Source organism: Marinomonas phaeophyticola (assembly GCF_026966905.1).
GTDB lineage: Bacteria > Pseudomonadota > Gammaproteobacteria > Pseudomonadales > Marinomonadaceae > Marinomonas > Marinomonas phaeophyticola.
Genome location: NZ_JAPUBN010000021.1, coordinates 113695 through 140464 on the forward strand (window position 1 = coordinate 113695; position 26770 = coordinate 140464).

General features: G+C 39.4%; 24 protein-coding genes. 19 read left to right on the forward strand and 5 right to left on the reverse strand.

Annotated features, from left to right (window positions below; translation table 11 throughout):
- Window positions 1-25 precede the first annotated feature (25 nt).
- The 8 genes from O1D97_RS17915 to O1D97_RS17950 all read left to right on the forward strand — a co-directional run bounded on the left by O1D97_RS17915 (window position 26) and on the right by O1D97_RS17950 (window position 10167).
- Window positions 26-496 (forward strand): SH3 domain-containing protein, encoded by a 471-nt coding sequence (locus O1D97_RS17915; RefSeq protein ID WP_269127550.1) that lies wholly within the window; start codon window positions 26-28, stop codon window positions 494-496.
- A gap of 53 nt (window positions 497-549) precedes the next feature.
- Window positions 550-825, forward strand: coding sequence for a TfoX/Sxy family DNA transformation protein (locus O1D97_RS17920; RefSeq protein WP_269127551.1), 276 nt, complete (start codon window positions 550-552; stop codon window positions 823-825).
- A 123-nt stretch (window positions 826-948) separates the two neighbouring features.
- Window positions 949-2439, forward strand: a complete 1491-nt coding sequence (locus tag O1D97_RS17925) for a carboxypeptidase M32 (protein WP_269127552.1) — start codon at window positions 949-951, stop codon at window positions 2437-2439.
- A gap of 45 nt (window positions 2440-2484) precedes the next feature.
- On the forward strand, window positions 2485-3960 hold the full coding sequence (locus tag O1D97_RS17930; protein ID WP_269127554.1) for an aminoacyl-histidine dipeptidase: 1476 nt from the start codon (window positions 2485-2487) through the stop codon (window positions 3958-3960).
- Window positions 3961-4062: 102 nt separating this feature from the next.
- A complete protein-coding gene (locus O1D97_RS17935; protein WP_269127555.1) occupies window positions 4063-4926 on the forward strand; it encodes a 2Fe-2S iron-sulfur cluster-binding protein in 864 nt (287 codons plus the stop codon).
- A 42-nt stretch (window positions 4927-4968) separates the two neighbouring features.
- The gene (gene sbcD, locus O1D97_RS17940) at window positions 4969-6417 is read left to right on the forward strand and encodes an exonuclease subunit SbcD (protein ID WP_269127556.1); all 1449 of its coding nucleotides are present in this window, start codon (window positions 4969-4971) and stop codon (window positions 6415-6417) included.
- Entirely contained in the window at window positions 6414-9887 is a 3474-nt protein-coding gene (locus O1D97_RS17945) for an AAA family ATPase (protein ID WP_269127557.1), read from the forward strand. The genes sbcD and O1D97_RS17945 overlap by 4 nt, the downstream gene beginning before the upstream one ends.
- A 7-nt stretch (window positions 9888-9894) precedes the next feature.
- Window positions 9895-10167 carry an SbcC/MukB-like Walker B domain-containing protein gene (locus tag O1D97_RS17950; RefSeq protein ID WP_269127558.1) on the forward strand — a complete coding sequence of 91 codons (273 nt, stop codon included), beginning with the start codon at window positions 9895-9897 and terminating at the stop codon, window positions 10165-10167.
- Window positions 10168-10267: 100 nt separating this feature from the next.
- Here O1D97_RS17950 and O1D97_RS17955 read toward each other — a convergent pair whose 3' ends face one another.
- Complete coding sequence (locus O1D97_RS17955) at window positions 10268-11626, reverse strand: hypothetical protein (protein WP_269127560.1); 1359 nt, start codon at window positions 11624-11626, stop codon at window positions 10268-10270.
- A 525-nt stretch (window positions 11627-12151) separates the two neighbouring features.
- On the opposite strand from O1D97_RS17955, the gene O1D97_RS17960 reads away from it, so the two are divergent.
- The 6 genes from O1D97_RS17960 to O1D97_RS17985 all read left to right on the forward strand — a co-directional run bounded on the left by O1D97_RS17960 (window position 12152) and on the right by O1D97_RS17985 (window position 18023).
- Complete coding sequence (locus tag O1D97_RS17960; RefSeq protein ID WP_269127562.1) at window positions 12152-13396, forward strand: uracil-xanthine permease family protein; 1245 nt, start codon at window positions 12152-12154, stop codon at window positions 13394-13396.
- Window positions 13397-13486: 90 nt separating this feature from the next.
- Window positions 13487-13918 carry a secondary thiamine-phosphate synthase enzyme YjbQ gene (locus tag O1D97_RS17965; RefSeq protein ID WP_269127563.1) on the forward strand — a complete coding sequence of 144 codons (432 nt, stop codon included), beginning with the start codon at window positions 13487-13489 and terminating at the stop codon, window positions 13916-13918.
- 68 nt (window positions 13919-13986) lie between these two features.
- Window positions 13987-14364: a PH domain-containing protein gene (locus O1D97_RS17970; RefSeq protein WP_269127565.1), complete on the forward strand. Its 378-nt coding sequence runs from the start codon at window positions 13987-13989 to the stop codon at window positions 14362-14364.
- A 130-nt stretch (window positions 14365-14494) separates the two neighbouring features.
- Window positions 14495-15763 carry a paraquat-inducible protein A gene (locus tag O1D97_RS17975; RefSeq protein ID WP_269127566.1) on the forward strand — a complete coding sequence of 423 codons (1269 nt, stop codon included), beginning with the start codon at window positions 14495-14497 and terminating at the stop codon, window positions 15761-15763.
- A complete protein-coding gene (gene pqiB, locus O1D97_RS17980; protein WP_269127567.1) occupies window positions 15763-17406 on the forward strand; it encodes an intermembrane transport protein PqiB in 1644 nt (547 codons plus the stop codon). The genes O1D97_RS17975 and pqiB overlap by 1 nt, the downstream gene beginning before the upstream one ends.
- Before the next feature lie 20 nt (window positions 17407-17426).
- Window positions 17427-18023: a PqiC family protein gene (locus O1D97_RS17985; protein WP_269127568.1), complete on the forward strand. Its 597-nt coding sequence runs from the start codon at window positions 17427-17429 to the stop codon at window positions 18021-18023.
- A 114-nt stretch (window positions 18024-18137) separates the two neighbouring features.
- Here O1D97_RS17985 and O1D97_RS17990 read toward each other — a convergent pair whose 3' ends face one another.
- Window positions 18138-18860: an outer membrane protein gene (locus tag O1D97_RS17990; RefSeq protein WP_269127569.1), complete on the reverse strand. Its 723-nt coding sequence runs from the start codon at window positions 18858-18860 to the stop codon at window positions 18138-18140.
- A 145-nt stretch (window positions 18861-19005) separates the two neighbouring features.
- Here O1D97_RS17990 and O1D97_RS17995 point away from each other — a divergent pair, with 145 nt between their 5' ends.
- Entirely contained in the window at window positions 19006-19899 is an 894-nt protein-coding gene (locus O1D97_RS17995; protein ID WP_269127570.1) for a LysR family transcriptional regulator, read from the forward strand.
- 95 nt (window positions 19900-19994) lie between these two features.
- Here O1D97_RS17995 and O1D97_RS18000 read toward each other — a convergent pair whose 3' ends face one another.
- Window positions 19995-20906, reverse strand: a complete 912-nt coding sequence (locus O1D97_RS18000) for a LysR family transcriptional regulator (protein ID WP_269127571.1) — start codon at window positions 20904-20906, stop codon at window positions 19995-19997.
- Window positions 20907-20991: 85 nt separating this feature from the next.
- On the opposite strand from O1D97_RS18000, the gene O1D97_RS18005 reads away from it, so the two are divergent.
- Together O1D97_RS18005 and O1D97_RS18010 are read left to right on the forward strand one after the other, a co-directional pair.
- The gene (locus O1D97_RS18005; RefSeq protein WP_269127572.1) at window positions 20992-21759 is read left to right on the forward strand and encodes a nuclear transport factor 2 family protein; all 768 of its coding nucleotides are present in this window, start codon (window positions 20992-20994) and stop codon (window positions 21757-21759) included.
- A 105-nt stretch (window positions 21760-21864) separates the two neighbouring features.
- On the forward strand, window positions 21865-22461 hold the full coding sequence (locus O1D97_RS18010) for a protein-methionine-sulfoxide reductase heme-binding subunit MsrQ (protein ID WP_269127573.1): 597 nt from the start codon (window positions 21865-21867) through the stop codon (window positions 22459-22461).
- Window positions 22462-22662: 201 nt separating this feature from the next.
- On the opposite strand, the gene O1D97_RS18015 is transcribed toward O1D97_RS18010, so the two are convergent.
- Window positions 22663-23631, reverse strand: coding sequence for a 2-hydroxyacid dehydrogenase (locus O1D97_RS18015; protein WP_269127574.1), 969 nt, complete (start codon window positions 23629-23631; stop codon window positions 22663-22665).
- Entirely contained in the window at window positions 23628-24041 is a 414-nt protein-coding gene (locus O1D97_RS18020; RefSeq protein WP_269127575.1) for a VOC family protein, read from the reverse strand. Before O1D97_RS18020 ends, O1D97_RS18015 begins: the two co-directional genes overlap by 4 nt.
- A gap of 98 nt (window positions 24042-24139) precedes the next feature.
- Here O1D97_RS18020 and O1D97_RS18025 point away from each other — a divergent pair, with 98 nt between their 5' ends.
- Together O1D97_RS18025 and O1D97_RS18030 are read left to right on the forward strand one after the other, a co-directional pair.
- Window positions 24140-25015 carry a LysR substrate-binding domain-containing protein gene (locus O1D97_RS18025; RefSeq protein WP_269127576.1) on the forward strand — a complete coding sequence of 292 codons (876 nt, stop codon included), beginning with the start codon at window positions 24140-24142 and terminating at the stop codon, window positions 25013-25015.
- Window positions 25016-25684: 669 nt separating this feature from the next.
- Window positions 25685-26725 carry a diguanylate cyclase gene (locus O1D97_RS18030; protein WP_269127577.1) on the forward strand — a complete coding sequence of 347 codons (1041 nt, stop codon included), beginning with the start codon at window positions 25685-25687 and terminating at the stop codon, window positions 26723-26725.
- Window positions 26726-26770 lie beyond the last annotated feature (45 nt).

Here is a 26770-nt window from a genome sequence, read left to right on the forward strand (position 1 = left end):
ATCCATGAATAGTAAAGGATTAAGTATGTTATATAAAATGGGGGCTATGCTGGTGGCTTTGATAATAACTGGATGTGCGGCACCTACACAATCAGATGTTCTTAACTCATCAAAAACAGCCGAAGTAGAATCAGCATTAAATGCGCTAACGAACAGGGTTAAAAACCTTGAAGAAAAGCTGGCGCTATATGAGCAAAAAAACAACCAGAATAGCGTTCAGTTGCAAAAAAGTTATCCAGTAGGTTCGAAAGCGCTTAATGTTAAAGGACGCTCCTATGGCGGTATTGTTCGCAGTGGCCCAGGAAAAAAATATGTAAAAATTCTTTCTTTACGAGAAGGGGATCGAGTGACTTTAGTCGAGAGAAGTGATGTTATTCTGCATGGTTATCCATGGTTTAAAATAATCACTACAGAGGGTGTTGAAGGATATCAATGGGGAGGTCTCATTTGCTCTTATGGCGAAGAGTCCATTGGTGTTTACATGTTCTGTTTATAATAAATAGTTGTTCTTATATAAAATTATTTCTTAACTGACTAAGGAAAACGCTGATGGCAAGAAGTAATCGACTGCGTGATTTAAAAGGGTTTGGAATAAAAACAGAAGAACTATTAAATGCAGTTGGAATTGATTCTGTTACTACTTACTTAAATTCGGACCCGATCCTAGTGTACGCCAGTATTGTTGAATACAAAGGCACTACTAATATGAATTTACTATACGCGTTGATAGGGGCGCATGAAAATGTGACTTGGCTCGAAATCGCAAAAACACGTCGTAGTGAACTACTTCTTTCTCTTGATGATCTTGGGTTAGCACCTAAATAGTGCTTTTTTATTTTCAAAAGTGCAGGTTGATACACTTTTTCTATAGCCGTTAGTCTTCATTTCGATTGCCCCCCACCCACATTTTCCTCTATGTTACTTGTTAACCCAAAATAAGGAGGTTATATGTCCAATTACAGTACTCTTGTCGAGCACTTTTCACGTTTACATCATCTTCAGCATTTTGAAGCCATTCTTAGTTGGGATGCCGCGACTATGATGCCGAACCAAAGCCATCAAGCGAGAGCTGATGCGATGGCGACATTGTCCCTATTAATGCATGAGTCGCTTAATTCTCCTTTGTTAGCTGAATGTTTTCTTACATTGGATGAGACCGCTCTGACAGACAATGAAAAAAGTTCAGTGCGGGAGATGCGTCGTGTTTGGCAGGAGGCCAGCTGTCTACCAGCGGATTTAGTAAAACAACAGTCACTTGCTGCGGCAAAATGCGAGCATGGATGGCGAGAACAAAGGGCTAAAAATAACTGGGCGGGGTTTTCTGAGAACCTCAAAGAAGTGGTTCGTTTAGCTAGGCAAGAGGCTGACTATCGCGCTAAGGCTACAGGGTTAGGGCGGTATGACGCTTTATTGGATAAGTTTGAACCTGGAATGACATCAAAAAAACTCGATGCCATATTTTCAGATTTAAAGACTTGGTTACCTCAATTAATTCAACAGGTAATCGTTTCTCAAAATAAACAGTCTATTAAAACGCCTTTAGGTCCTTTTTTAGAGAGTGCTCAAAAGAGTGTGGGTGAGCAAATAATGACCATGCTTGGTTTTGACTTCGAGCGTGGTCGCTTGGATGTTAGTGCTCATCCTTTTTGTGGAGGAGTCCCTGAAGATGTACGTTTAACCACACGTTACAGCGAAGAAGATTTTACACAGTCGCTTATGGGGGTTGTGCATGAGACCGGTCACGCGAAATATGAGCAAGGGCTGCCAGAATCATTAAGGCATCTTCCTGTTGGTAAAGCGCGTTCAACCGCTATACATGAAAGCCAGTCCTTATTTATGGAAATGCAGATTGGGCGCAGCAGTGAATTTTTAGAAAGTATCCACCGTATATTGATTGCCGAGTTGGGTGATCAAGACGCGCTATCTTTAGACAACCTGCAGAAACTGTATCGCCAAGTAGAGCCGAGCTTTATTCGAGTCGATGCGGATGAAGTAACCTATCCTGCCCATGTCATGCTGCGTTATGAAATAGAGAAAGATTTGATCGAAGCTAAAATCGAAGTCGATGACATTCCTTTTTTATGGCAAGAAAAAATGAAAGCCTATCTTGGTGTTGATACGGAAGGTAATTTTACTAATGGTTGTATGCAAGACATTCATTGGTCGATCGGGGCTTTTGGTTATTTCCCTACTTACACCTTAGGGGCTATGTACGCGGCTCAGTTTATGGCAACCATGAAAAAGGCCCTTCCTAATATAAATGAGAGGATTGCCAAAGGGGACTTAACTGACATTCAGGCTTGGTTAAGCCAACATATTTGGGAAAAAGGCTGTTTGGACACAACTGACGATTTGGTTTTCAATGCAACAGGTGAAACCTTAAATACATCGTATTTTAAAGAACATTTGTTTAAACGCTACATGCCCACTGACATATAAACCCCATAGACACCTAATATTTTTAGAATTATGTAGAGAATTGAAATGAACGAACATTTATTAGCGTTATCTCCATCCCTTATCTGGAAACACTTTAAGTTACTGTGCGACACGCCTAGGCCTTCTTATCATGAAGCGCCGCTAAGAAGTCACTTAATTGATTGGGCTCAGTCACTCGGAATGGAGACTTATCTGGATCCAGCAGGCAATTTATTAATTCGTAAGTCTGCCAGTCAAGGGATGGAAAACCGTCAAACGGTTGTTTTACAAGGTCATCTAGATATGGTTGCGCAAAAGAATGCAGAAACTCAGCATGATTTCGAGAAAGATCCAATTCAGACTCAAATTATTGATGGTTGGGTACATGCAACGGGAACGACTTTAGGGGCGGATAATGGTATCGGTGTTGCTGCAGCGTTGGCTGTGTTGGAATCAACCAATATTCCCCATGGGCCAATAGAGGCTCTTTTCACTATAGAAGAAGAAACCAGTTTACGTGGAGCGATGGAATTAGAGGAGGGGATTCTAAAGGGAAAGATACTGTTGAACCTTGATTCTGAAGACAGAGGTGATGTGTATATTGGTTGTGCGGGCGGTACGGACATAAATTTCAAAAAAAGCTTCTCAGTATCCTCTTCGAATATAGGTTCGGCGGCGTTTAAACTGGCGGTAAAAGGATTAAAAGGCGGTCATTCAGGTTTAGATATACATAAAGGTTTAGCGAATGCCAATGTGTTGTTAGTGACTTTGCTGCAACAATTAAATGATCAATTTCAAATACAACTAATGTCATTCAATGGAGGCACTTTGCGTAATGCCATTGCCAGAGAAGCGACAGCAAGTTTTATTGTTAATGATTTACAGGTAACGGCATTAATGTCTAAGCTGTCTTTATTAAGCGCGGAATTAACCGCTCAGTACGAAGTAACAGAAAAACATTTGCAGATTAGTTTGGATCCGTGTGACGTGGCGGCAGGGTTAAACCCTGAAGATCAAGCGAATCTTCTGAATGCCTTAGATTGTTCTCCTCATGGGGTTTTTCGGATGAGCGCAGAACTTGCTGGTGTAACGGAAACTTCTTGTAATTTAGGGGTCATTGATTTGACTTTTAAAGAGGATCACTTTGTTTTCTCTGGTTGTTCTTTAGTTCGGTCTTTAATCGACTCAGCAACAGATGCCTTAGCAAGAAAAGTGAAAGCGGCATTTGCTTTAATTGGTGCAGAAGTGGCTATTGAACATGGTTACCCTGGATGGAGGCCTGACCCTAAAGCGGGTTTGTTAAAACATTTTCTAGAGGTTCATAAATCGGTAATGGGTTATTCCGCCAGTGTGAAAGTCATTCATGCTGGGTTGGAGTGCGGTATTATTGGCTCAAAATATCAGGGTATGGAAATGGTGTCTTTTGGTCCAAATATCCGTGGTGCGCATTCTCCTACAGAAAGGTTAGAAATTGATTCGGTAGAAGATTTTTGGCGGTTATTAGTTGCCTTGCTAGTTTCAGTTCCAATCGAGAATGAATGAGAGAAATTTTAAAAACTAACGGTGTAAGTGAATCAAAGTGTGAGACAATAACCTCAATCTAATCATACATAAACAGCATGTTTGTAGAAAACTGATAGGGTTATGAAATCACACTTATTTGTAAGCGCTTCAGCAAGTGGTTCTTCTGTTGAATGTTCACGTATTGTTTTTAATGGCGAATCGGTTCGCTATACTTTGGGGGATAATTTACTTTCGACTCTTTTAGAGCAGGGAGTAAAGGTTCCCTATGGTTGTCGGGCGGGTGTCTGTCGAGCCTGTGAAGTATTTAATGAAACAACTCAAGAGACCTTATTGTGTTGCCAGACTCAAATCATTCAGCCTTTGACACTGAGATCATACGTTCCAATGGCGACGGTTTCGATGAAAATTAACCGGATTGAACGCTTTTCGGACTATGCTTTTCAAGTAGAAATTTCAGGACCAATAGATCATGTTTTTGGTTTGCCTGTTGATTTGCATTGCTCAGAACAAAAAAAAATCCGTGTTTATGTAGAGTCCGATGCATTAGAACCTCTTATTTTTGCAATCAATCCACTATTGTCGCCAATGCACCAACTTTTTTTGGATTCCATTCAGGAAGGCGATACGATAAAGGTAAATGTAGCCAAAAGTGCAAACGTAAGAACAGTCTCCCGTTTTCAACAATTAACATTGGACCGCTTTGCTTTGGGTTTGATTTTGGTGAATCAGTCTCAAATATCTCTCAATACCTGGCAAGACTATTTTATGAAAGAATCCATCAAAGACGTTTCCTCTGTTATCGTTGATGATGTTGCTGGAGGAGAGTTAATTAAAGTTAAAAAATGGTTATCCGCGCAATCAACAAAACAGGGCTTTTCTCGTGGGCAATGGATTATACAAGGTAGTCAGTTAAGTCCAAACGTCTGGAATCAAATCATTATCGATTTCCAACTTAACCCTAATAAAGTTACTTTCTTTTTATAAAAAACTGGCTCGATTCATTCGTCAGTAAGGCATGAATACAAAATGAAAATTTTACACACCTCTGACTGGCATCTTGGTCAGCATTTCATGGGTCGTACGCGTCAAGCAGAGCATAAAGCACTTATTGAATGGCTACTTTTTCAGGTACAAGAACATCAGATAGAGTTGATTATTTTAGCTGGAGATGTGTTTGATACAGGAGCACCACCAAGTTATGCTCGAGAGTTGTTTAATGAATTAGTGATTTCGTTGAATCAATTAACCTGTCAGTTAATCGTCGTGGCGGGGAATCATGATTCCGTTAGCATGCTCAATGAATCAAAGAATCTTTTGGCTTGCTTGGACGTGAATGTTATTGCGAAAACATTACCGGAGAGTCTTAGCGAACATATTCTTCCTGTAAAAAATAAACACGGTCAATTGGAAGCCATTGTATGTGCAGTGCCTTTTATTCGCCCCAAAGACTTAGTATCGAGTAAGTCAAACCAATCTGAAACAGACAAGAAGCGAGATTTGTTAAATCAGATTCAATCTTTTTATTTTGATATCTATGAAGAGGCATTAAACCTAGCAAAAAAAACGAATCAAGATCAAGAATGGTTGGATCAACAAGATGATGGTAAACGAGATGATAAAAATATTGAAATTCAAAAGAGCTTGTTTGATCTAGATGTCCCGATTATTGGTACTGGTCATTTAACCACATTAGGAGCAAAGACATCGGAATCTGTGAGAGATATTTATATAGGTACATTGGAGGCGGTTCCTGCTCAAGCATTCCCACCATTTGACTATTTAGCGTTAGGGCATATTCATAGAGCACAAGTGGTTGCTGGAAACGATTGCCAGCGCTATTCAGGTTCACCCATTTGTTTAAGTTTTGATGAGTTAAACAGGGATAAAAGTATGGTCCTGCTGGATACTCAAAATATGCTCAATCTAGGAAAATTCAAACCTCAACTGTTGCCTGTGCCAAACTTTCAGGCAATGAAAACCATTCGTGGTGAAATTAAAGACGTACTGCAAGAATTAAAAGAGTTGGTGACTCAGCTAAGTGCCGCGGATGATGGCAAGTCTGTTTGGTTAGAAGTGAAGGTCTTTACCGATGCTTACTTGAGTGATGTACAAAAGCACATTCAAGAGGTTATTCAAGGTTCGTTAATTGATTTATTGCGAGTGACTCGGCAAGTGAAAACGCAAGTTGTCGACCATAGTAATCAAGCCAAAGAAACCCTGTCAGAGTTGAGTGTGGAAGAGGTTTTTGATCGCTGTTTGGCGGCTTCGACATTAGGAAAACTTGATCAAACGGAATCTGAAGAGACGGTTTCAACCGAAATTACCGAGCTAAAAAGCATTTTTACTCAATGTGTCTCATCCATGCAAGAAAGCGTTATAAAGGATGAAGAAGAGCTCGCTGTGAGTCCGCCAAAGCACGATAATACCTTGCCTAATAAGCAAGGGACGGAAGTGGTAGGAGGGGCGGACGCATGAAGATTTGTTCTGTAAGGTTAAAGAATATTAACTCCTTAAAGGGTGAATGGAAACTTGATTTTAGTAAACCACCGTTTAGTGATGCAGGAATATTTGCTATAAGTGGGGCAACTGGAGCGGGTAAAACCACCTTGTTAGATGCCATTTGTTTGGCGCTCTTTCATGAAACTCCGCGGATTAAGGTCTCTCCAAATTCAAACGAACTAATGACTCGACACACCGCTTCTTGTCTTGCTGAAGTGGAATTCGAAGTGAAATCTAAGCGTTATCGTGCTTTTTGGGGACAGCGCAGAGCCCGAGGTCAAAGTGACGGAAAATTACAACCTATTAGTGTAGAGCTAAGTGAACTGAGTTCAGGTCTAGATGACGACTCAGGTAAAGTTCTGACGAATAAAATCCAAGATAAACTTACTCTTACCACTGAACTAACAGGGTTGGACTTTTCTCGTTTTACCAAATCCATGCTGCTTGCTCAAGGCAGTTTTGATGCCTTCTTGCATGCAAAACCAAACGATAGAGCGGATTTATTAGAAGAGCTTACAGGAACTGAAATTTATGGTGATATTTCTCGCTTTATTTTTGAGACCCATAAAGAAAAGCACCAAGAACTGAAGACGCTAAAGTTGTCTCTTGATTCTATGTCAGTAATGACGCAAGAGGAACGAGTGCGTCAGCAGGAGCTACAAGCTGAGCTAATTAAAAATAAAGACGCCTATGCTGACGAATTGAAAGTTGTTAATACAAATATGGATTGGTTGCGTCATTCGCAGCAATTAGATCAGCAAAGGCAAAAGTTTCAAGAGCAAAAAACTCAAACCGATCTGGCTTGGAAAGATTTCTCTTCTTATTTAGATAAGCTCAATAAAGGTAAACAAGCGAATGTTATTGAGCCTATTTATCTGACACTAAAGCGCTGTGAAAAAACATTTGCAGAGATGAATAAAACTGCAGCTGACCTAGAGTTTGCTCGAGAGGATCTAATTAATCAAAAAACACTATTGGAGCAAGCGTTAGAGCAGGCTAAAACACAAAAAAATCTGGCTTCTCAAGCTTTTGATTCTTTCGAAGACGTGTTGCAAGAGACCATTCAGCCATTGTTGAATCAACAACACTCAGTAGAGCAAGATTGGCAGCGTATTCTTAAAGAAGAAACGGATATTAGGCAAAGGCAAGAGGCTGCCTCTCAAGAGCTTACGATAATTTTAACGAGCTTAGACCAGTTGCAAGAGGAAAAACGTAATAATGAAGCGTTATTACGCAGTATAGAATCTCCCGAAATAATCACCCAGTCGCTTGCTGGTTGGATTCACCAAGCACAACAGTTAAATGATTTTAACTCTCAGCGCCAAGCATTACTGCAGCAAGAGTCACAGTTACGACAAGACAGTGAAAACGAACGCATTGCACTCGATAAAGTGCTCGTTGAACAAAAGCAAATTCAGCTAGAAAAAAATCAGCTTATAGAAAAAGTGTCTCAAATTAAAGCGAGACTTGAAACGTTAGCCAATGGTATGAATGTGGGGCAATGGCAACAGGCGTTGTTATCTCTACAAGAAATGCAGAATGCGTTGAATACACTCAGCCGTTTACAAAAACAATATGTAGACATTAAGCAGTTCAATGATGAATCCATAAAAAAAGCCTATGAATTTACTGCTTTAGAGCATGAGCAAAACCAATATATTCTTGAAAAACGTGAAACTTATAAACAAATTAAAGCCCATGTAAGAGATTTACAGTTTTTATTAGATGCTCAACGTAAGATCGCAGATTTAGATGTGTTACGACATGAGCTTGTAGATCAAGAAGCCTGTCCATTGTGTGGATCATTAGAGCATCCTTTTGCGGAAGGGTTAGTGGCTCCTGAAATAGATGCAACAGCGCAGGCTTTAGAAGAAAAACAAAAACAGCTGACGTTACTTGAACGAGAAGGTAAGGCCGCCGCAGAAAAGCGTGTTGAAATCGTAACGAACCTAAAAAATAGCCAAGCTCAACAAGAGGCTACTGCCGCGCAAATGCAGGCAGTACTAGCCGACTTTGATCAAGGCTTACAGTATGTGCTTAGCCATAGTTTCGAAGATGAGCGAATCGCATCTTTGATGATAAGTAGTCAATCTGAGCTGCAACAGGTTCTTGATGGAATAGCGAACCAGCTGCAAACGCAAAGAGAATCTTTAGGGGAAATAGAGCAGCAGCAAGTGCTTTTTCAGCAATATATCGAGCAGCAGAAAATCTGCGAAAGAAAAGTTATTGATGTGGACAAAATACAACAGCAACATGAGCAATCGTTAGTTTGGCATCAACAACGTATTGAGCTACTTCATTCTCAGCTGGCTGAAATGACCGTTCGCATTGAGAAATTAGACAATGTCTTGTTAGAGATTGTTCACACACATAAACTTGTTATTACGAATAATCAATATTTAATCGCATTTAATGAGCTGCATTCTCGCTTAGAAAATTGGCGTCAGGCAACGCATGCTCAGCGTCAACGTGATGAAAAAGTAGCCGTATTAGTAAGAGACAAAACCTACAAGGAAGAGGCGTTAACAGAATTAAATGATAAAAATATGGCTCTGCAAGAGGTCAAGTTAGCTACGAGTGCAGAGCTTGACTCTATTAAGGTTGCTTTAGTTTCTTTATTAGAGGGTCAAACGGTTGCAGAGAAAAAACAGCAGCTTAAACAAGCGACTTTAGATACGGAAGAACCGTTACAAGATGCCATAGAATTATTGAATCAATGGCAGCAGGAAAGTACCCGTAATACGACTCAGATGAGTAATAATAAAAAAGAAAAGGTTATTGCTGAAGGAGAGTACGCTCAAGCTCAAAAAGCCTGGGATCAAGCGCTGGAAACCAGTGAATTTCATCATGTTGAAGATTGGCAAAGTAGTCGAGTTGAATTAGATGAGTTGCATGCTTTGTCAGACAAGGAAAAGCGGCTTTTACAAGCGAGCCGTGATGCGGACGTGCGTTTACAGCAGATACAAGAGCAATGGAAGCACCACCATGAAAATAACCAAGAGCTAGCGGAGGATGGACAAGATACAAATGCGCTCTTAGCTGAATTGCTTGAAAAGTCACAGCAGTTGGATGCTCATCGCAGTATATTATTGCAGCAACTTGGCGAAATGTCTCAAGCCTTGAAAGTTGACGACCAAAACCAGAAACAAAGCAGTTCTAAACAAGTCGAAATTCAGCAAAAAGAAGCCGAACTTATTCGTTATACTCAGCTAAATCAGTTAATTGGTTCAGCTGATGGTGCAAAATTCAGGCGCTTTGCACAGAGTCTTACATTAGACCATCTAGTCTATTTAGCAAATAAACGACTGAATGGGTTGCATAAACGTTATCGTTTACAGAGAAATATCACTGGGTCAGACAATCTAGCTTTAGAAGTAATGGATACTTGGCAAGCAGATACGGTGCGTGCTACTGAGACTCTCTCGGGGGGAATCTTTTCTAGTTAGTTTGGCATTGGCGTTAGCTTTATCGGATTTGGTTTCTCATAAAACCAGTATAGACACACTCTTTCTCGATGAGGGTTTTGGCACGTTAGACAGTGAAACCTTAGAAATGGCATTGGATGCGTTGGATAATCTGCATGCGACAGGAAAAATGATTGGAATTATCAGTCATGTTGAAGCATTAAAAGACCGAATTCCAGTACAAGTCAAAGTGACTAAAATGACAGGGTTGGGTGTGAGTCGATTAGCAAAAGAGTACAAACTTGATTCAGTAGAAGAATAGCACGTCTTTAGTTAACGTAAAGGATGTAGGAAAAAACCTATGACCTTTACGCTTCTAATGGTTATTCTACCTTTTCTCTAGTGGAAACATAATGACTTTATTAAACTTCAGATACGGCCGCATCTGCGATAATTGGCGCATCGAAATCGTCAGGTCCAAGACCTATCATTCCAGTTTTTCCTTTTCTGTCTAACATAATGCTTAATTTTTTCTTGTTTTGTTTTAACATGCCAGGAAAATTCTGCAGTTCAGGGATATACATTCTATGATCCGAAGTCAATTTCCGCGCAGTATCTTTTAACGGTTTGATGTGTTTTTTTACCGCATATTGAACTTTGTCCATCATACCAGGTGTATTGAAGTTGGAACTGCTTAGCATCACATTGACTAATACACTGGTTGGTGCGCAGCAGATAAAATATGCGCCCATTAAAGGGTTTGCTTCAAATAATTCAACGGTAATAATCGGTTTTGCTAATAACTTGTTCGCTGCGTTTTTTTCTTGGATATCTCTTACAACAACTCTTAGGATCATTAATAATTTAATCATACCTGAAGCCAAGCCAATTGCCGCATTGGTCGCGGTCCCCCCATCGGCTAACGTTGACGCAAGCTTAGAGCCGAAATCGGCTAAGCCTTTCACAAAGCCTTCGAGTTTTTGTTGTGTTTCACGTTCAATCATACGAATAAGAGCGGCAAATGCGGCGGCGGGTTCTGCGATACTTAATGTACGCTGGGCGTGCATTTTTGCTCGGTTTTGTTCGTATGCAGATTGAGCAAGTTTACAGCCTGATACTACCGTTGTACCACCAGAAAAAATAACGCCCACGAATGGGGTGCAAGAGGCGACCAGTTCGGTTACGAAATTAGGCATGATCCCCATCATTGCGGCTAAAACGTCTTTCATAAGGTCCGCTGGAACAATGATTTTAATTAAATCATTACTTAATTTTGTGGCTTTTGCGGCTGTACCTGAAGAAGACGAGCTAGAAGAAGGCACTAGAGTATGGGCATTTTGAACAACACTTCTAGCCGTGTTAACGGTTGATATTTTTTTAACATTTATCCCAAGAGTTTTACTGTTTCCAGCTATTTTAGTTAATATTCCAGGTCTAAAAACCAGCTGCTTACCTTGAAATAGATCTGTAATGATGGCTCTAGATTCATTTTGAAGATTAGACAGGGCAAACATATCGGCTTTTTTTTCTAGCCCAGCTAATTGTCTATAAAGGTTTTCGGCAACGTGCTCTTTGTTCCTAATGCTTTTTTTCCAGTCGTTACCCTTTGTTTGCTGCCAAGCAATTAATGCTTTTAAAGCCAGACCTTTGTCGTATTCACTTTTAGTTTGATGGTATTTTTTTAGAGCTGCATCCACGACTTTTAACGCTTTACTTCTGGATTGAGTAAAACCACCTTTTGTTTTTTTCATCCATTCTTCGTAGGTCATGACATTGGACATTACTTACCCCTTTTATACGTTTATAAACGTGAGCTTTAAAGCAATTTTGTGGATTGCTATAGCTTGAAATAAGGAAAATAACATTCGAGAAATTCATCGCCGAACATGAATAGACGTCTCGAATTTTATTTTCCATAGGTATTTAATAGTATCTTTAAATAATACCTACAAATAAGACTATTCATCTATCTATTTATTCTGATTTGTTCATTATTTTTTAATTTAAAATGAATTTACCAATAGGTGATGAGGCCTATTTATGATGAATATCATTATTATATTAACCTATAAATTTTCTCTATTCTCTATAAGCGTATTGGTTTGCTGGCTATCTTTAAAAGTAATGAACAATAGATTAATGATGTCGTTATTAAATTAAAGTAAATAATCCATTGAAGATAAGCTCGATAATCATTGATTTATAATGCTTTTATTACTCTTAATGAAGATAAAAAAATCTTTTTTCATTCCTATTTTTCGAATAAATAGCTTAAAATATGGCATAAATTTATCCAAGGAATAGTCATGAAAAATGCCATTTTAGGTGCCCAAATGCTGTTTGTTGCTTTTGGAGCACTTGTTCTTGTTCCGCTGCTTACAGGTCTTGACCCTAGTGTCGCGCTTTTTGGTGCGGGTGTGGGGACCTTACTTTTTCAACTGATTACACGGCGTACAGTGCCTATCTTTTTAGCGTCTTCTTTTGCGTTTATTGCTCCCATTTTATATGGCATCCAAACATGGGGCATCGCGTCAACTATGGGGGGATTAATCGCGGCAGGATTGGTTTATGTCCTGTTAGGCGCGTTAATTCGTTTAAAAGGTTCCGGTTTTATTCATAAACTATTACCACCAGTGGTTATCGGTCCTATTATTATGGTGATTGGTTTAGGGTTAGCGCCAGTTGCCGTAAACATGGCTTTAGGTAAGAGTGGTGATGGCGCGGTACAGTTAGTGGATTCGAGTGCCTCTATTTGGATCTCATTAGCCTCCTTGCTTATTACGATTTTCATTAGTGTCTTTGCTAAAGGCATGTTGAAACTATTGCCTATTTTCGGCGGTATTTTTACCGGTTATATTTTGAGTTTGGGATTTGGGGTGGTTAGTTTTGAGGCTGTTACGAACGCGGCTTGGTTTGCTATTCCGAATTTTACGACTCCAGAATTTAATATAAATGCTATTTTGTTTATGATTCCTGTTGCTATCGCGCCTGCTATCGAACACGTGGGTGATATCCTATCCATTTCTAATGTAGCTGGAAAAGACTTTCTCAAAAAGCCGGGGTTACATAGAACGATTGCCGGTGATGGTGTCGCTACCATCGCGGCAGCAATGGTTGGAGCGCCGCCGAATACCACATACAGTGAAGTGACAGGAGCCGTGATGCTAACAAAAGCGTTCAATCCTGTTATCATGACTTGGGCCGCGATTGTTGCCATTATTCTTGCTTGGGTGGGTAAGTTAGGTGCCTTGCTCCAAACGATTCCGGTACCGGTTATGGGGGGGATCATGATCTTGCTGTTCGGTTCAATTGCCGCCGTTGGCTTAAACACCTTAATAAAAAACCAAGTTGACCTTCATAAATCTCGAAATCTGGTTATTGTTGGAGTGACATTAGTCTTTGGCATTGGCGGTATGGCTTTTGGTATTGGTGAGTTTAGCCTACAAGGGATTAGTTTATGCGGTATTGTTGCCATTTTGTTAAATTTGGTGTTACCGAATGATATTGGTGAAAATCATGTGGTGGATAACACTCAAATAGAAAAGAAATAGAATTCTCCCAAGATGGGTATATATCTTTTTCTTGGCTGATTTTCGGTATTAGGTGTCTATTTTTCAATATAATAACGGTCTATTTATATTATGTGGTTACAACGCGAAATACAGATTTCTTCGAAAAAGAGAGGGTTCCATTTAATTACCGATGAGGTGTTAAGACAAGTTCCTGAAATAGCGTCAATTGAGATTGGTTTACTGCATCTTTTTATAAAACACACATCGGCTTCATTGACCATTAATGAGAATGCGGATCCGACAGTAAGAAGCGATATGGAAAAGCACTTTAATACTTACGTCCCGGAAAATGCATCTTATTATCAGCATACTTATGAAGGTGATGATGATATGCCTGCTCACATTAAATCCAGTATCCTTGGATCAAATCAATCAATTCCTATTTCTCATGGACAGTTAAATATCGGTATTTGGCAAGGGGTTTACCTTTGTGAGCATAGAGACCATGATGGCGGTAGAACTATTGTTGCAACGTTGAATGGCCAAGAAAGAGCAGATTAATTGGTTTCTGATCTATTGGGTTATTGCTAAGATGGTTCTTTATTAATGATTTGAAGGTGGAAGTGACCATGATCGATTTTGAAAATTCATCCGTATTTAAGTTAAAACCCATCGAAATGGATAAAGTAAGAGAAGATTTTCATAAATTCCTGATCGAAGGGGAAACTATCTTTGCGGCTTTTAAAACCATCCGAGATCAGCTCATTTTCACTAATAAGAGAATTATTGCCGCTAACGTGCAAGGACTTACTGGCTCAAAAGTAGATTATACATCACTGCCTTATAGTAAGATTCAAGCCTTTTCTGTTGAGACCTCTGGTACGCTAGATTTAGATTGTGAAATTGAGCTTTACCTCAGTGAGCTCGGAAAAGTGAAATTTGAAGTAAAAGGTTCGTTTGATCTGTTAGAATTTAATCGACTCATTAGTGCCTATGTATTGGCATAACCCTTTAGACACACAGAGATTTAGTGGAAAGTAATGGGTTTTGAATACGTAATTTGATCGAATGCCATAATGTATTTGTTAAAGACGGTTACTGATAAACAGAACGTTTTTGTATTGATATTGGGGAAATATGGGGTCATCGCTGTTCCAAGAAAGTGTCACCGCATGTGAGGAGTGTGATTTAGTGCACCACATTCCACTTCTGAAAAGAGGAGAAAGATTTGTCTGTGAAGGTTGCGGACATACGTTGGTGAATTTTCGTGAGCACGTAGAAAAACGAATTTTTGCAGCCGGTATATCCTCTTTGTTGATGGGCTTGTTTGCCATCGTTTTCCCTTTTCTTGGCTTCTCAAGTAATGGCGCAGAACGAAGCATTAGCCTTTTCGATATTATTAATGTTTTGATTACTCAAGACTATCTTATATTAAGTATACTGATTAGTTTGGCTTTATTTGTTTTTCCACTCGCTTACTTACTAACTATCGTACTATTAGTCTGGTCATTCCATAATCGTCATATCAGTCTTGCCACAAAGCGCTACGGTGCTCGTTGTGTGATTGTTATTCAGCCTTGGCTGATGGTAGACGTGTTTTTAGTCGGTATCTTAGTGGCTTTAGTAAAGATGAATAGCATGGCGGATATTCAACTGGGTTTATCCTTTTGGGCTTTTTGCGCTTATGTGCTTTTATTATTACAGACAGTGATGTTGGTAGATAGGCGTTGGCTTTGGAATAAGGTTGCGGGTCAAGCTCCTGAGCATAGAATAAGCGATCGACCGCAGCAGGCTAAGAGGCAAGGGTTAATTGGTTGTCATTTTTGTGGCGCATTACTTGCTGATACGAATCGTCACTGTAGTCGTTGTGGGCACACTATTCATCATCGTCATCCTCAAAGTTTAGTGACAACCATGGCCTTTCTGATTGCGGCCGTCATTATGTTTATTCCCGCCAATATTTTCCCTATTATGCACACTACATTTTTAGGTGGAAATGAACCGTCATCTATTATGGAAGGAGTGTTATTACTTTGGTCTTTGGAGTCTTATCCTGTAGCCTTAGTGATTTTCTTTGCTAGTGTGGTTATTCCATTAGCTAAAATTTTGTCGTTAAGCTGGCTTTGCTGGCAATGTTATTATCCAACCGAGAGAGAAACTCTGCAGAAAATGAAACTGTATCGAATTACCGAAGTGGTTGGTCGCTGGTCAATGATTGATATTTTTGTCGTAGCGGTTTTAACGGGTCTTGTGCAGTTGGGTAACCTAATCTCTATATTCCCAGGCCCAGCTGTTTTATCTTTTGCCGCCGTAGTGATTCTGACTATGCTTGCTGCGGCATCCTTTGATCCTCGATTATTATGGGATACTAGGATATCTGCGCCTGTGTTGGAGCACAAAGAATAATGGAAGAGAACAAAAATATTGAAAGCCTTCGCCGAGTGCATTTTAACTCTATCTGGCTAGTCCCATTGATTGCGATCATTGTCGCTGGATGGATGTTGTATCAGAACTGGGCGAGTCAGGGGCCTGTCATTACTTTAATTGCCTCTAATGCAGAAGGGTTAGAAGCAGGACAAACTAAACTTAAAGCGCGCAATGTAGACGTAGGAAGAGTCATTGATATCCGACTAAGCAATGATTACGACAAAGCGATTATCAAGGTTCGTATGAATCAGGGTACGCAAAAAATGCTGAGAAAAGACGCTCAGTTTTGGGTTGTGAAACCTAGAATCGGCAAGGAAGGCGTGAGTGGTTTAAGTACTTTATTATCTGGGGCATATATTGATATGTCTCCTGGTGAGCAAGGTAAAGAAAGTGATGAATTTACTTTACTCAGCCAGCCTCCTTTGTCGACTAAGACAGAAGGTATTCGAATTCTATTAAATAGTCATAACACCGCTAAATTAGATGTGGGTACTTTGGTTCATTTTCGCGGTTATGAAGTGGGTTATGTTGAAGAAGTGGGATTTGATACGGCTGCAGGTTCTATTACCTATCGAATTGTTGTTAAGGCGCCTTATGATGCTTTAGTAAATGATGCTGTCCAGTTTTGGATTACCCCTGGATTGTTATTTAAAAGCTCGGTGCAGGGTTTTGAAGTAAGACTCGATTCATTGGAAACTTTCGTATCTGGTGGTATCTCGTTTGGATTAGGAAAAGATAAGCTTGTTGGTAATAGCGTTAAGGATTTAACCTCTTTCCATTTATTTGCCTCCAAAGAAGAGGCAAATCATAATTTGTATGATAAGACGATCGAGTATTTATTTCTATTTGATTCCAATGTGAGTGGACTTGCGGCTGGCGCGGATGTTGAATTTCGTGGTGTTCGTATTGGTACAGTAATGGCGGTACCTTTTACTGATATTGCTATGGATGCAACAACCTCTTTCGATCGACCTGTGATTCCGGTATTGGCTCGTATAGAGCCCCAGCGCTTGCATGACTGGTCTGTTTCAGGTGAACAATCGGTAGAGAAATGGAAAGAGTTACTGGATACGCGTATTAAGCAAGGGTTAAGGGCAAAGCTAGAAATTGGTAATTATTTGAATGCCGCGAGGGTGATTAGTCTTGATTTTATGGACAATCCTCCAGCACCGGGTATGACAGAATTTGCTGGTTATGATGTCTTTCCAACGGCACCAGACTCTTTAGCCGATATCGGTGGTAAAGTGTCTACGCTATTAGACTCTTTTGCGGATGTTCCTTTAAAGCAAACTTTTGAACAGCTTGGGCAAACGATGGCCGAGGCGAATGAAACTTTACGACAATTACAGTCACTTAGTAACAGTGTCGAACAGTTGTTAGAAAAATCAGAAACACAGCAGATTCCCGATGATATTGCCGAGGTCATGAAGCAGTTAAATTTAACGCTAGAAAGTTACCAAGCTAATGGTCAGATAGGGCGTCCATTACGAGAAAATATGTTGTCACTAGGGCGATCATTAAATGAGTTACAGCCGTTATTACGGCAGTTAAGAGAAAAGCCAAATACCTTGATTTTTGATAGTAAGCCCCGCTTAGAAGTGCAACCGAAAGCGGCAAGATAATATAAAGGAAAGATAGTGTTATGAAAAATTTACGTCTTTTAGGTGTTTGGTTGTTCGCTGTAACTTTATTATCTGGTTGCGCCACACCCGTTGATTCAAGTTATGAATATCTTTTAATGGATAATAGCAATGCTCAAATTGAAACAGAAGCAACTAAACGTATCTCTGTGCAACTGATGCCAATTGTTGTAGCGAACTACCTAGCCGGTAATGAAATTGTATTAGTCACAAGCCGTGGTGAGGTGCATCGATCACAGCTCAATTTGTGGGCAGAGCCTTTATCTCCACAATTGACCCGCCTTACTCAGCAACGATTAGAAAAAAGTCTTCCCAATCTCACTTGGTTCGTTAGACAAAGATTACCAAGTTATTCAATAGCCCAACTTGATATAGAAGTAGATAGTTTTTTTGCGGATTTAAATGGCGTAGTTCATATTTCTGGCCGTTGGCAGTTAATTTCTTCAGAAGGAGAGTTAATTTTGTCGAAAGCGTTTGCGGTTGAAGATACCTTAAAGAAAGACGGTTATGGCGCTATGTCAGAAACCTTGGCGAAGAATTGGTTTGAAAAAGTAGTGATGCCAATGTCCCATGATATCGCTAGGATGTTTAATGAATAGATGTAATCTAGAGTCCGGTAATCACTAAATTTTTATAGGACTAATGACGATAAGAGGAATCACTTACGCAAAGTAGGCTCCCCTTATCGGTTTCATCACATGAGTCGAAAGAGTTTAGATTGCTATACGAACCCCAATCACCACTTCATGACTTGCTGCATCGTTTACTTTGAACCCGTCAGTAAAAGCATCCTGGCCGGTCTTGACATCACCAAACGAAGCGTATTGATATTCACCATATATTGATGTGTTCTTCGATACTTCTAAAGTACCGCCAAAACCAAGGTTCCACGAGAATTCTGTTGAATCTCCATCTGCGTAATCATCATAATAGCCATCGGCTTTACCATCAAATGGATCGAATGCGGCTATGCCTGTGCCACCTAAACGAGCGGAGTAATCATTATTTGAAACACCGACACCTGCTTTAATATAGGGTGTAAAAGAGGAGTCATTGACGAAATCATAAAAACCTTCAAGGGTAACGGTCACACTTTTTATATTGCCATTGAGGTAGTATTCTTCCCCTTCGCGAGCGCCAGTACCCATTTGTCTGTCATTAAAATTACTGTCACGGTAGCCTAAACGCCCTTCAATACGGAGCTGATCATTGAATAGATAACCAATACCTACACCGCTGACATGACCGCTTTCAGTATCGAATGAACTGGGAAAATCGGAATCGACAGCAATATTATTTCCATACGCTTCAGAATCATTGGCGTGTTGGCTAACCCCGAGCTGGGCTGTTGCATAAAAACCTTCAGCGAGTGCGATAGAAGGAGTCGCTAAGCTAATGGCAATACCTAAAACCAAATTTTTATTACAACTTCTCATAATATTTCCTGTAAAAATTCTAGCCCATCAAAACACGTTTTTGCCTGATGGGACTCATAAAGATGGATGAGGTGGTAATATATCGTTTACAAATTGTTCTGAATATATATGATAATCGTATTTTATAAGTCCGAATTTCAGAACAATGATAAATTATCTAAAACACATGGCCGTTTTTGCAAAAGTAGTTGATGTGGGTTCTTTTCGTGCCGCCGCCAAAGAGCTTGGTCTTGCACCCTCTCGAATTAGTCATACCATTTCTGATCTTGAGAAATATTTGGGAGTCACGTTATTGTATCGGACAACGCGAAAATTGCTTTTGACAAGTGAAGGCCAAAAATTTTATGCGCATGTCATCGATATGGTTGGTAATGCAGAAGCTGGATTAAATGAGCTTAATCATCTGTCTGAAGAGCCTATGGGCGTGCTAAAAATATCCTTACCAGCATTTCTCGCGGCTTCAAAAATTTCTACTTATCTTGCTAGGTTTTCACTGCAGCACCCTAAAATTCGACTGTCTGTAAGTTATACGGATCAAATTATGGATATTTTAGATGAAGGGCTTGATTTGAGCATCCGAGTCGGTTGGCTAGAAGATAGTTCCATGATGTCACGGAAACTGGGAGAAAGTAAACGCCTGCTTGTCGCGGGTAAGGAGTATGTGAAAGCGCGTTTCTCGCCTGAACATCCTAGCGATTTAAAAGATTGGGACTGGATCAGTTTTCAAATGAGATCGAATACCGTTGAGTTCGTTTCAAGTGTAGGTGAAACCGTTAGTGTGTCCGAACACTCTCGGATGAGCGTGAATAGTGCTGAAGCGCTATGTCACATGGCGAAACAAAATCTAGGGCTTACTATTTTGCCAGAAGATCTTGTGAGAGAGTCTCTGGCAACAGGAGGCTTGGTTAATGTTCTACCAGATTGGAGATTGAAATCATTGGGCTATTATGCGGTTTGGCCGGATAAATCTCGTAGAGAAAACCTAACGCTACTGTTGGTTCGTTTTTTGGCTGAGCAGAATTTGATGTCTACGAAGTGATGGTGTTTGAATAGGCGTTGTTCCAATCTGCGACACTGATTATGTATTCCTATGAATTGTCGCTCTTTGAAGAAGGCAGTGTGTTTTTTATAAAGCTACAATGAGGACTTCAAAACAGTCTTAAGAGTCAGTTGAATTTGTTCTCTAAACCATTGGTGGGCAGGGTCAGTATGATCGCGTTTATGCCATATTAGGTACATGGGAAGCGTCTTAGTCTTAAAGGGAAGCGTCGCTGTATCAAGCTGTTTTAAACAGCCGTTTTTCATTAAACTCATGGCGACGGTAATTCTTTTACTTCCTAAAATAAAGGGTTCTAATGCCTCAAAATTAGGAACGGATACAATGGGTGTACTAAGTTTCGATTTATCTTGGTTAAATAACACGGTAAGTGCACTTTGTTGATCGGAAAATTTGGCTTCAATAAGGTCACTAGCATAGAACTCCTTCCATGTTTTTGGTGCTTTTCTCATAGTGGCATCATAAAAGCACATTAAATGGTCATCAAATAACTTTAACTGGTAAATATCGGGTCCTTCAGGAGGGAAGGGGGTCACCATAAGCTGACATTTCTCTTGTCGTAGCAGACTGGCGTCAGGTATTCCTGAAGCGATGAAGTGCAGTTGAGCATCGACTCCTGACTTATGTAGACGATTTAATAATGTTGGAAAAATTAAGGAGCGTTGAAAGTCATTGGCGGCTATTTTAAATTCTAATGTTCCTGTTTTTGGATCAAATGCTCTTTCATCCGTTAGTCCTTTGAGACCATCTAAAATTATTTGAATGGGTTCACGCAAAGAGATGGCCCGTTCTGTGGCATCAATATTTCTCCCAGATCGAACAAAAAGAGGATCATTAAAGGTGGTTCTAAGTTTCTCTAATGAATGACTCACAGCCGATTGTGAAACACCTAATCGTGCAGCCGCTTTAGAAACTGACAATTCTTCTAACACAATTAAAAATGTGCGTAAGCTATGACCACTAAGAGATAAATAATCGATTTTGTTCATATATATAATGAATTTCTATTAGTTGATTTGATAAATTGTAGTGTTTATAGTCCGGCCATACAACCACTTATAAAAAGAGGCTCCAATGGCCAAGGTACTTGATAATGTTCGTAAACTTTACCTAGAAGGTATCCGAGATGGGAATGCAAGATCTGCTGTGCAAAAGTACACAGGGGATAGGTATACCCAGCATTCAACTGGTGTCGCCGATGGAGTGGAAGGTTTTTTAGCGTTTTTTGAGCCTTTTGTTGCTCGTAACCCAGATAGAGAGATAGAAATTATTCGCTTTATTGAAGATGGCCAATATGTATTTTGTCATGCTTATCAATCTCTAAATGGTGGTAGTGCAAAATGGGTGACAACGGATTTATTTGATTCAGATACAAACGGTCTTATTGTTGAGCATTGGGATGCTATTTCGCCTTATCAAGACGTGACACTTTCTGGAGAGGATATGGTTGCAGGCCCAAATGAAATCATTGATCTAGACAAGACAAACTATAATAAAGCACAGGTACATGAATTTGTTAAACAGATCCTTCAAGAGAAACAATTTCATCTAATAGATCAATTCTGCGCGGATACATGCGTGACGCATTTCCCCAAAGCTAAAGCGGGAAAAGAGGGGTTGGTATCCTGGTTTCAGTCGGATGAATTTGGACAGTACGACATGTTATTTAAATTAGTCGGTGAAGGTAATTTTGTTGCGACTATTGGGAAAACATATGCCCAAGGAAAAGAGAACATTTCGTTTCATATTTACCGATTAGAACAAGGGCTTATTGTTGAGTGCTGGGATAATGTTGAAGCTATAGCACCTAGAGACCAATGGAATAACTCCGGTAAATTTTAAGGTTCCTGTATGAAAGTAAATATGACGCAGAGTACGATAAAAGAGTCGCATTATCATAAATCGACCACACAAAAGTAATTAAGCAGTTAATCTTTAGGAGGCGTTATGTCATTCCAAATGAAAAAAATACTTTGGTTAATTTTATCCATACCAGCACTCGGAATGATTTACGGGGTCATGTCGGGGAATGCTCTGAGCGGCGATCTATTGCATCCCAGTGGTGAGTTTTCGACTCGTTTTATGATTATTGCGATGATAGCGACGCCATTGAACTTAATATTTCGAAAATGTGGCTGGTCTCTCACTGTCCCTAAATGGTTACTACGTCACCGTCGTGCTTTTGGTGTGGCCGCATTTGTCTATGCAATATTACATACTCTGTTCTATCTTATTGATGTTGGTGCTTTAAGTACCATTATGAGTGATTTTATCGAAATAGGAATCTGGACAGGTTGGTTGGCCTTTTTGATTTTTATTCCTTTGGGATTAACCTCTAATGATGCTTCGCAACGCTATTTACGGTCAGCTTGGAAAAAATTGCAACGTTGGGCTTATCCTGCGGCTGTGTTTACTTTGTTGCATTGGTTATTCGTACACAATAATTATGGTCCAGCGTTGGTACATTTTGTACCTTTAGCTATATTGGAGTTATTCCGAATTTACTGTGTTTATTCAGAAAAATCGCGTAAATCCGCTAAATAATTGCCGTTATTCGATTGTTAGTGACCGATGAAAAGAGAATCCAGTGTGAAAGGCTTGATTGATGCTAGCGATCAAGCCTTTATGTATAGACGTTATTAATCTTTAATTCTGTCAGTTTCTCCTCTGTAATGCATAGGCTCATTTAAAAGTTAAGACTTTATCAAGTGTGATATGGCGTATCCAGATAGTGTTTAAAGTAACTTAATAGCCTTTACTCAAATCAACGGCGGTAGGAATCGTGCCATCCTGCCGATAGCGTAAAATATTGTCTGCGACGATTTTGGATGCGGTATCTATATTCGTACTGGCAGAAATGTGGGGTAATATTGAAATGTTTGGGTGCGACCACAACGGACTGTTGCGGTTTAATGGTTCTTGTTCGAAAACATCGAGTACGGCGTGAGAAAGATGGTGCTCATCAAGCGCTGCCATTAAATCATTATGATTTATAATCCCTCCGCGAGCAAAATTGATTAGCTTCGCTCCTTTAGGCAATAGAGATAATGTGTCTTTGTTGATTAGCTGATGAGTCGCATCTGTTAGTGGAAGTAAACAAATCAAAATATCTGTTTTATTCAATAGAGTAACTAGTCCTTCGGCTCCTGAATAATGAGCCACATCAGTCATTTTTTTAGGGGTTCGACTCCAGCTATTCACTGTAAAACCCTGATGGATTAATGCATTCATAGAGGCTATACCGAGTTCTCCTGTACCCAAGACGGAGACTTCTATGGTTTCAATTGCAGGACAAGGAATCGGTCGCCATACTTTCTGGCTTTGCTGATTTATATAACTAGGAATATTCCGATACAGGTATAAGCTCCAGGTAAGTACCGCTTCAGCCATTGTTTTTGCCAGGTAGGGGTCAATGAGTCTGACGAGTTGAGTTGGTTGTTGATCACTGCTCTTGTTGACATTGAGAGCGCGAAAGCTTTTGACCATGCTTTCAACTCCGGCCCATAGACTTTGTACCCAAATGAGATTAGGGAAACGCTTGAGTACTTCTGGGTTGGGGTTGGCGACAATCGCGAGTTCAATATTGGCGGCTTGAGAGTCGGATAATGTTTCTGGTAAGACCAAGGTTTCGTTTAGTAGTAAGGTATCAAACCTCTTAAGCCATAGATCTTGATTATGAGCATCCATATTATGGATAAACACGATTGAGCTCATACGTTAAATACCTGTTCTGGATCGGCAAAGCTTTTCAGTTCAATGGGATTGCCAAAAGGGTCAGTAAAAAACATAGTATGTTGTTCACCTGCTTGGCCTTCAAAGCGAATACTCGGGGCGATAATAAAGTCGAGTTGTAAGTTTTGTAGTTTCTGAGCCAGTTGATTCCAGTGAGGAAAAGACAGAATAGCGCCAAAATGAGGCATAGGCACCGCAATATTATCAACTTTACCTGTGGCTTCAACATGAAATGGTTGGCCTAAATGCAATGAAAGTTGGTGTCCAAAAAAATTATAGTCGACCCATGAGTCTGTTTTTCTGCCTTGCTGACAACCAAGAATATTTGAATAAAACTCACAAGCAGTGTCCAAATCGGTGACATTAAAGGCTAAATGAAAAATAGAATGCATAGTATGTTTCCTTATATCGTGGCTAAGTCTAGCTAAACTAGCAATATTAGTTCACAAGAGATACTATCTTTTTATTGTTTAGTTCATAAGGATTTCTATTGGATACACGGTTTTTAAAAAGTTTACTGGCCGTCATTGAAACTGGATCGATTGCCGCAGCGGCTCGCAAAGAAAATCTAACGGCGGCGGCAGTGAGTCAAAGAATTAAAGCGTTGGAGAATACTCTAGATTGTCAATTATTAACTCGTATTGGCCATACAGCAAAACCAACAGATGATTGCTTACGGATATTACCACGACTTAAAAAAGTGGCTTTAGAAGTAGAGAAAATCTGGTACGACCTTGATGCAACTGGGTTGTCAGGGAAGCTAAATATTGGCGTTGTATCAAGTGTTCTTAGTGGTTTACTGCCGAGAAGTATTCAATATTTAGCTATTCACACACCTAATCTATTGTTAAAAATTGTGCCCGGCTCCTCGCAAGAGCTATATCAAAAATTGATAGCTCAACAGTTAGATTTAGCCATTGTCATATCGCCGACGTTTGAGTTACCCAAAGTAGTTAGTGAACAAAGACTCTTTTCAGAACCGTTATGTTTAATTAGTTATGCTAAATACGCTTCGGTCGAACATGCTCTCAACAACAACCTTTATATACAATATGATAAGCATTCATGGGGAGGCGCTATTGCGTATCGATATGTCGAACAAATAAAAAAATCATATGACTTTAAGGTTAATACATTGTGTGAAATTGATTCTTTGGAATCTATTGTATTAATGGTGAAACAAAACATGGGGGTGTCTCTTATCCCAAATTGGGAGGGACTTGACTCTTTAGCACCAACGGTTGAGAAAATTGAAATTACAGAATCTATTTATGCCCGTAATATTACACTTCTTAGCCACAGGCAATCAGGTAAAGACAAATTAATTGCCGCATTTGAGCAGGCACTTTGGCAGTCTATTATGTAACGAGAATTTTTAGTTCGCATTGTATTTACTGTATTTTATCGTAATTACTTATTGAAATTATTTGATTTTTTTATTACTTAGTAACGTTTCTCCTTACATGGACTATAAATTCACTATAGGTGATAGGATAAATTTTACTGAAGGTGAAACATCCTGTGCTATAGAAATTGCATGGGTAGACTGAGCTCCTTTTTGAGGTGATGGATAAACTATTTGGTTTGAGTGAAGCTAACGTGATCGTATTTATGTGAACAAGCCTTTTAAGGAGCAGTCTTAAATTATGGAAGAGGCGAGTCATAGGGAGTCAAACTCAACATTGAAAGTGTTGTAGTCCTTTAATGAAGTGAGGATATTGTCGAGCTCAATATAAACCACGTTAATCAATACGTAATATAATGGTCATGAGTTTATAGTTTACTTAAGCGTTGAATTTAGGTGAGGTGAATTAGGTATTTTAGAATGCTTCCATGTAAATACAGATAAATAACTCATTGGTTGTAATGGCCGCTCTTCTGCACTATGTTGAAGCGAAGCAATACTCTAAAACGCAACAAACTAGAGCGTACATAAATAATGGAACAAGTGGTCAAATCATTTATGGAATGATTAATAATATGGTGTTATAACTTAAAGGAATGGTCATTTTTATAGGTTATTAACGGTGTTTCTTTGATTAATAAAATATTACAACATTATCTTAATGTAGACGCATCACATGAGCAATATCGTCATCTAACAATATTGTTAGCTTCAATCCTCACCGTCACTGTTTGTATGATAGGCTTTTTAGGCTTCAATATTAATACTGGTCGCTACCCAATATTAATCGTTGCCGAGTCTGTTGGGGTAATATTATGTTTTGCAAGTCTTTATAGTTTATTGATTAAAAAACAGGTTAAACTTGCCTCTTTTATGTTTTTATTCATGGTAACTGGTATTTGTTTTCTAGTTATGATGTTTGTGGGTAATAGAAGTTATTCACTCGCTTTGTCTGTTATTGCACCTATTTTTAGTGTGTTTCTTTTAGGGTTTCGCCTAGGTTCTTTATTTAGTCTTTTGTACCTTATTGCGTTTTCTTGGCTCTGCATCTCTCATATTGGAGTATGGAAAGAAGCGGCATTTAATACCATAAGCTTTATTCAAATGACGATGATATATGTGATCGTTTTTATTCTTGCATGTTTTTACGAATTTAGTCGTATCGCATCTCATCGATTGCTTAGAGAATCAAATAAAAAATTGGCTGAGTTAGCGTCGACGGATGCCCTTACGGGGTTGCGGAATCGCCGCTATCTTGAAGATATTTTATTGAATGAATCTGAGAATCGATTCTTTGCTATGGTGGATGTGGATGACTTCAAAAAAGTGAATGATCAGTATGGGCATGATGAAGGTGATGCTGTTTTGAAAAAAATAGCAGAACTTATGTCTGATTCTATCGGGTCTTCAGGTGTGGTAGCTCGGTGGGGTGGAGAAGAATTTGCTCTATTATTCTCTGGTTCATTAGAAGAGAATTTTGAAGATAAAATTCGTGCTATGCAAGCACGTATTGAGAGCTATGATTTTAAGTTACCCCGTAATATTACTGTAAGTGTCGGCGCTGGGATATTTCACCCTGATAATCATAAGTCATCATTACTCACGATAGATAGCGCTTTATATGAGGCAAAATCTTCTGGAAAAAATTGTCTTAAAGTATCTTATGATTAATGTGTACATGAAGTTAAGACAAATATTTTTATATCCGTACATATG

What these genes read in the sequence shown, in the direction of transcription:
- O1D97_RS17915 (WP_269127550.1), top strand. Translation starts at nt 26, where the DNA reads ATGTTATATAAAATGGGGGCTATGCTGGTGGCTTTGATAATAACTGGA.
- O1D97_RS17920 (WP_269127551.1), top strand. Translation starts at nt 550, where the DNA reads ATGGCAAGAAGTAATCGACTGCGTGATTTAAAAGGGTTTGGAATAAAA.
- O1D97_RS17925 (WP_269127552.1), top strand. Translation starts at nt 949, where the DNA reads ATGTCCAATTACAGTACTCTTGTCGAGCACTTTTCACGTTTACATCAT.
- O1D97_RS17930 (WP_269127554.1), top strand. Translation starts at nt 2,485, where the DNA reads ATGAACGAACATTTATTAGCGTTATCTCCATCCCTTATCTGGAAACAC.
- O1D97_RS17935 (WP_269127555.1), top strand. Translation starts at nt 4,063, where the DNA reads ATGAAATCACACTTATTTGTAAGCGCTTCAGCAAGTGGTTCTTCTGTT.
- sbcD (WP_269127556.1), top strand. Translation starts at nt 4,969, where the DNA reads ATGAAAATTTTACACACCTCTGACTGGCATCTTGGTCAGCATTTCATG.
- O1D97_RS17945 (WP_269127557.1), top strand. Translation starts at nt 6,414, where the DNA reads ATGAAGATTTGTTCTGTAAGGTTAAAGAATATTAACTCCTTAAAGGGT.
- O1D97_RS17955 (WP_269127560.1), bottom strand. Translation starts at nt 11,626, where the DNA reads ATGTCCAATGTCATGACCTACGAAGAATGGATGAAAAAAACAAAAGGT.
- O1D97_RS17960 (WP_269127562.1), top strand. Translation starts at nt 12,152, where the DNA reads ATGAAAAATGCCATTTTAGGTGCCCAAATGCTGTTTGTTGCTTTTGGA.
- O1D97_RS17965 (WP_269127563.1), top strand. Translation starts at nt 13,487, where the DNA reads ATGTGGTTACAACGCGAAATACAGATTTCTTCGAAAAAGAGAGGGTTC.
- O1D97_RS17970 (WP_269127565.1), top strand. Translation starts at nt 13,987, where the DNA reads ATGATCGATTTTGAAAATTCATCCGTATTTAAGTTAAAACCCATCGAA.
- O1D97_RS17975 (WP_269127566.1), top strand. Translation starts at nt 14,495, where the DNA reads ATGGGGTCATCGCTGTTCCAAGAAAGTGTCACCGCATGTGAGGAGTGT.
- pqiB (WP_269127567.1), top strand. Translation starts at nt 15,763, where the DNA reads ATGGAAGAGAACAAAAATATTGAAAGCCTTCGCCGAGTGCATTTTAAC.
- O1D97_RS17985 (WP_269127568.1), top strand. Translation starts at nt 17,427, where the DNA reads ATGAAAAATTTACGTCTTTTAGGTGTTTGGTTGTTCGCTGTAACTTTA.
- O1D97_RS17990 (WP_269127569.1), bottom strand. Translation starts at nt 18,860, where the DNA reads ATGAGAAGTTGTAATAAAAATTTGGTTTTAGGTATTGCCATTAGCTTA.
- O1D97_RS17995 (WP_269127570.1), top strand. Translation starts at nt 19,006, where the DNA reads ATGATAAATTATCTAAAACACATGGCCGTTTTTGCAAAAGTAGTTGAT.
- O1D97_RS18000 (WP_269127571.1), bottom strand. Translation starts at nt 20,906, where the DNA reads ATGAACAAAATCGATTATTTATCTCTTAGTGGTCATAGCTTACGCACA.
- O1D97_RS18005 (WP_269127572.1), top strand. Translation starts at nt 20,992, where the DNA reads ATGGCCAAGGTACTTGATAATGTTCGTAAACTTTACCTAGAAGGTATC.
- O1D97_RS18010 (WP_269127573.1), top strand. Translation starts at nt 21,865, where the DNA reads ATGTCATTCCAAATGAAAAAAATACTTTGGTTAATTTTATCCATACCA.
- O1D97_RS18015 (WP_269127574.1), bottom strand. Translation starts at nt 23,631, where the DNA reads ATGAGCTCAATCGTGTTTATCCATAATATGGATGCTCATAATCAAGAT.
- O1D97_RS18020 (WP_269127575.1), bottom strand. Translation starts at nt 24,041, where the DNA reads ATGCATTCTATTTTTCATTTAGCCTTTAATGTCACCGATTTGGACACT.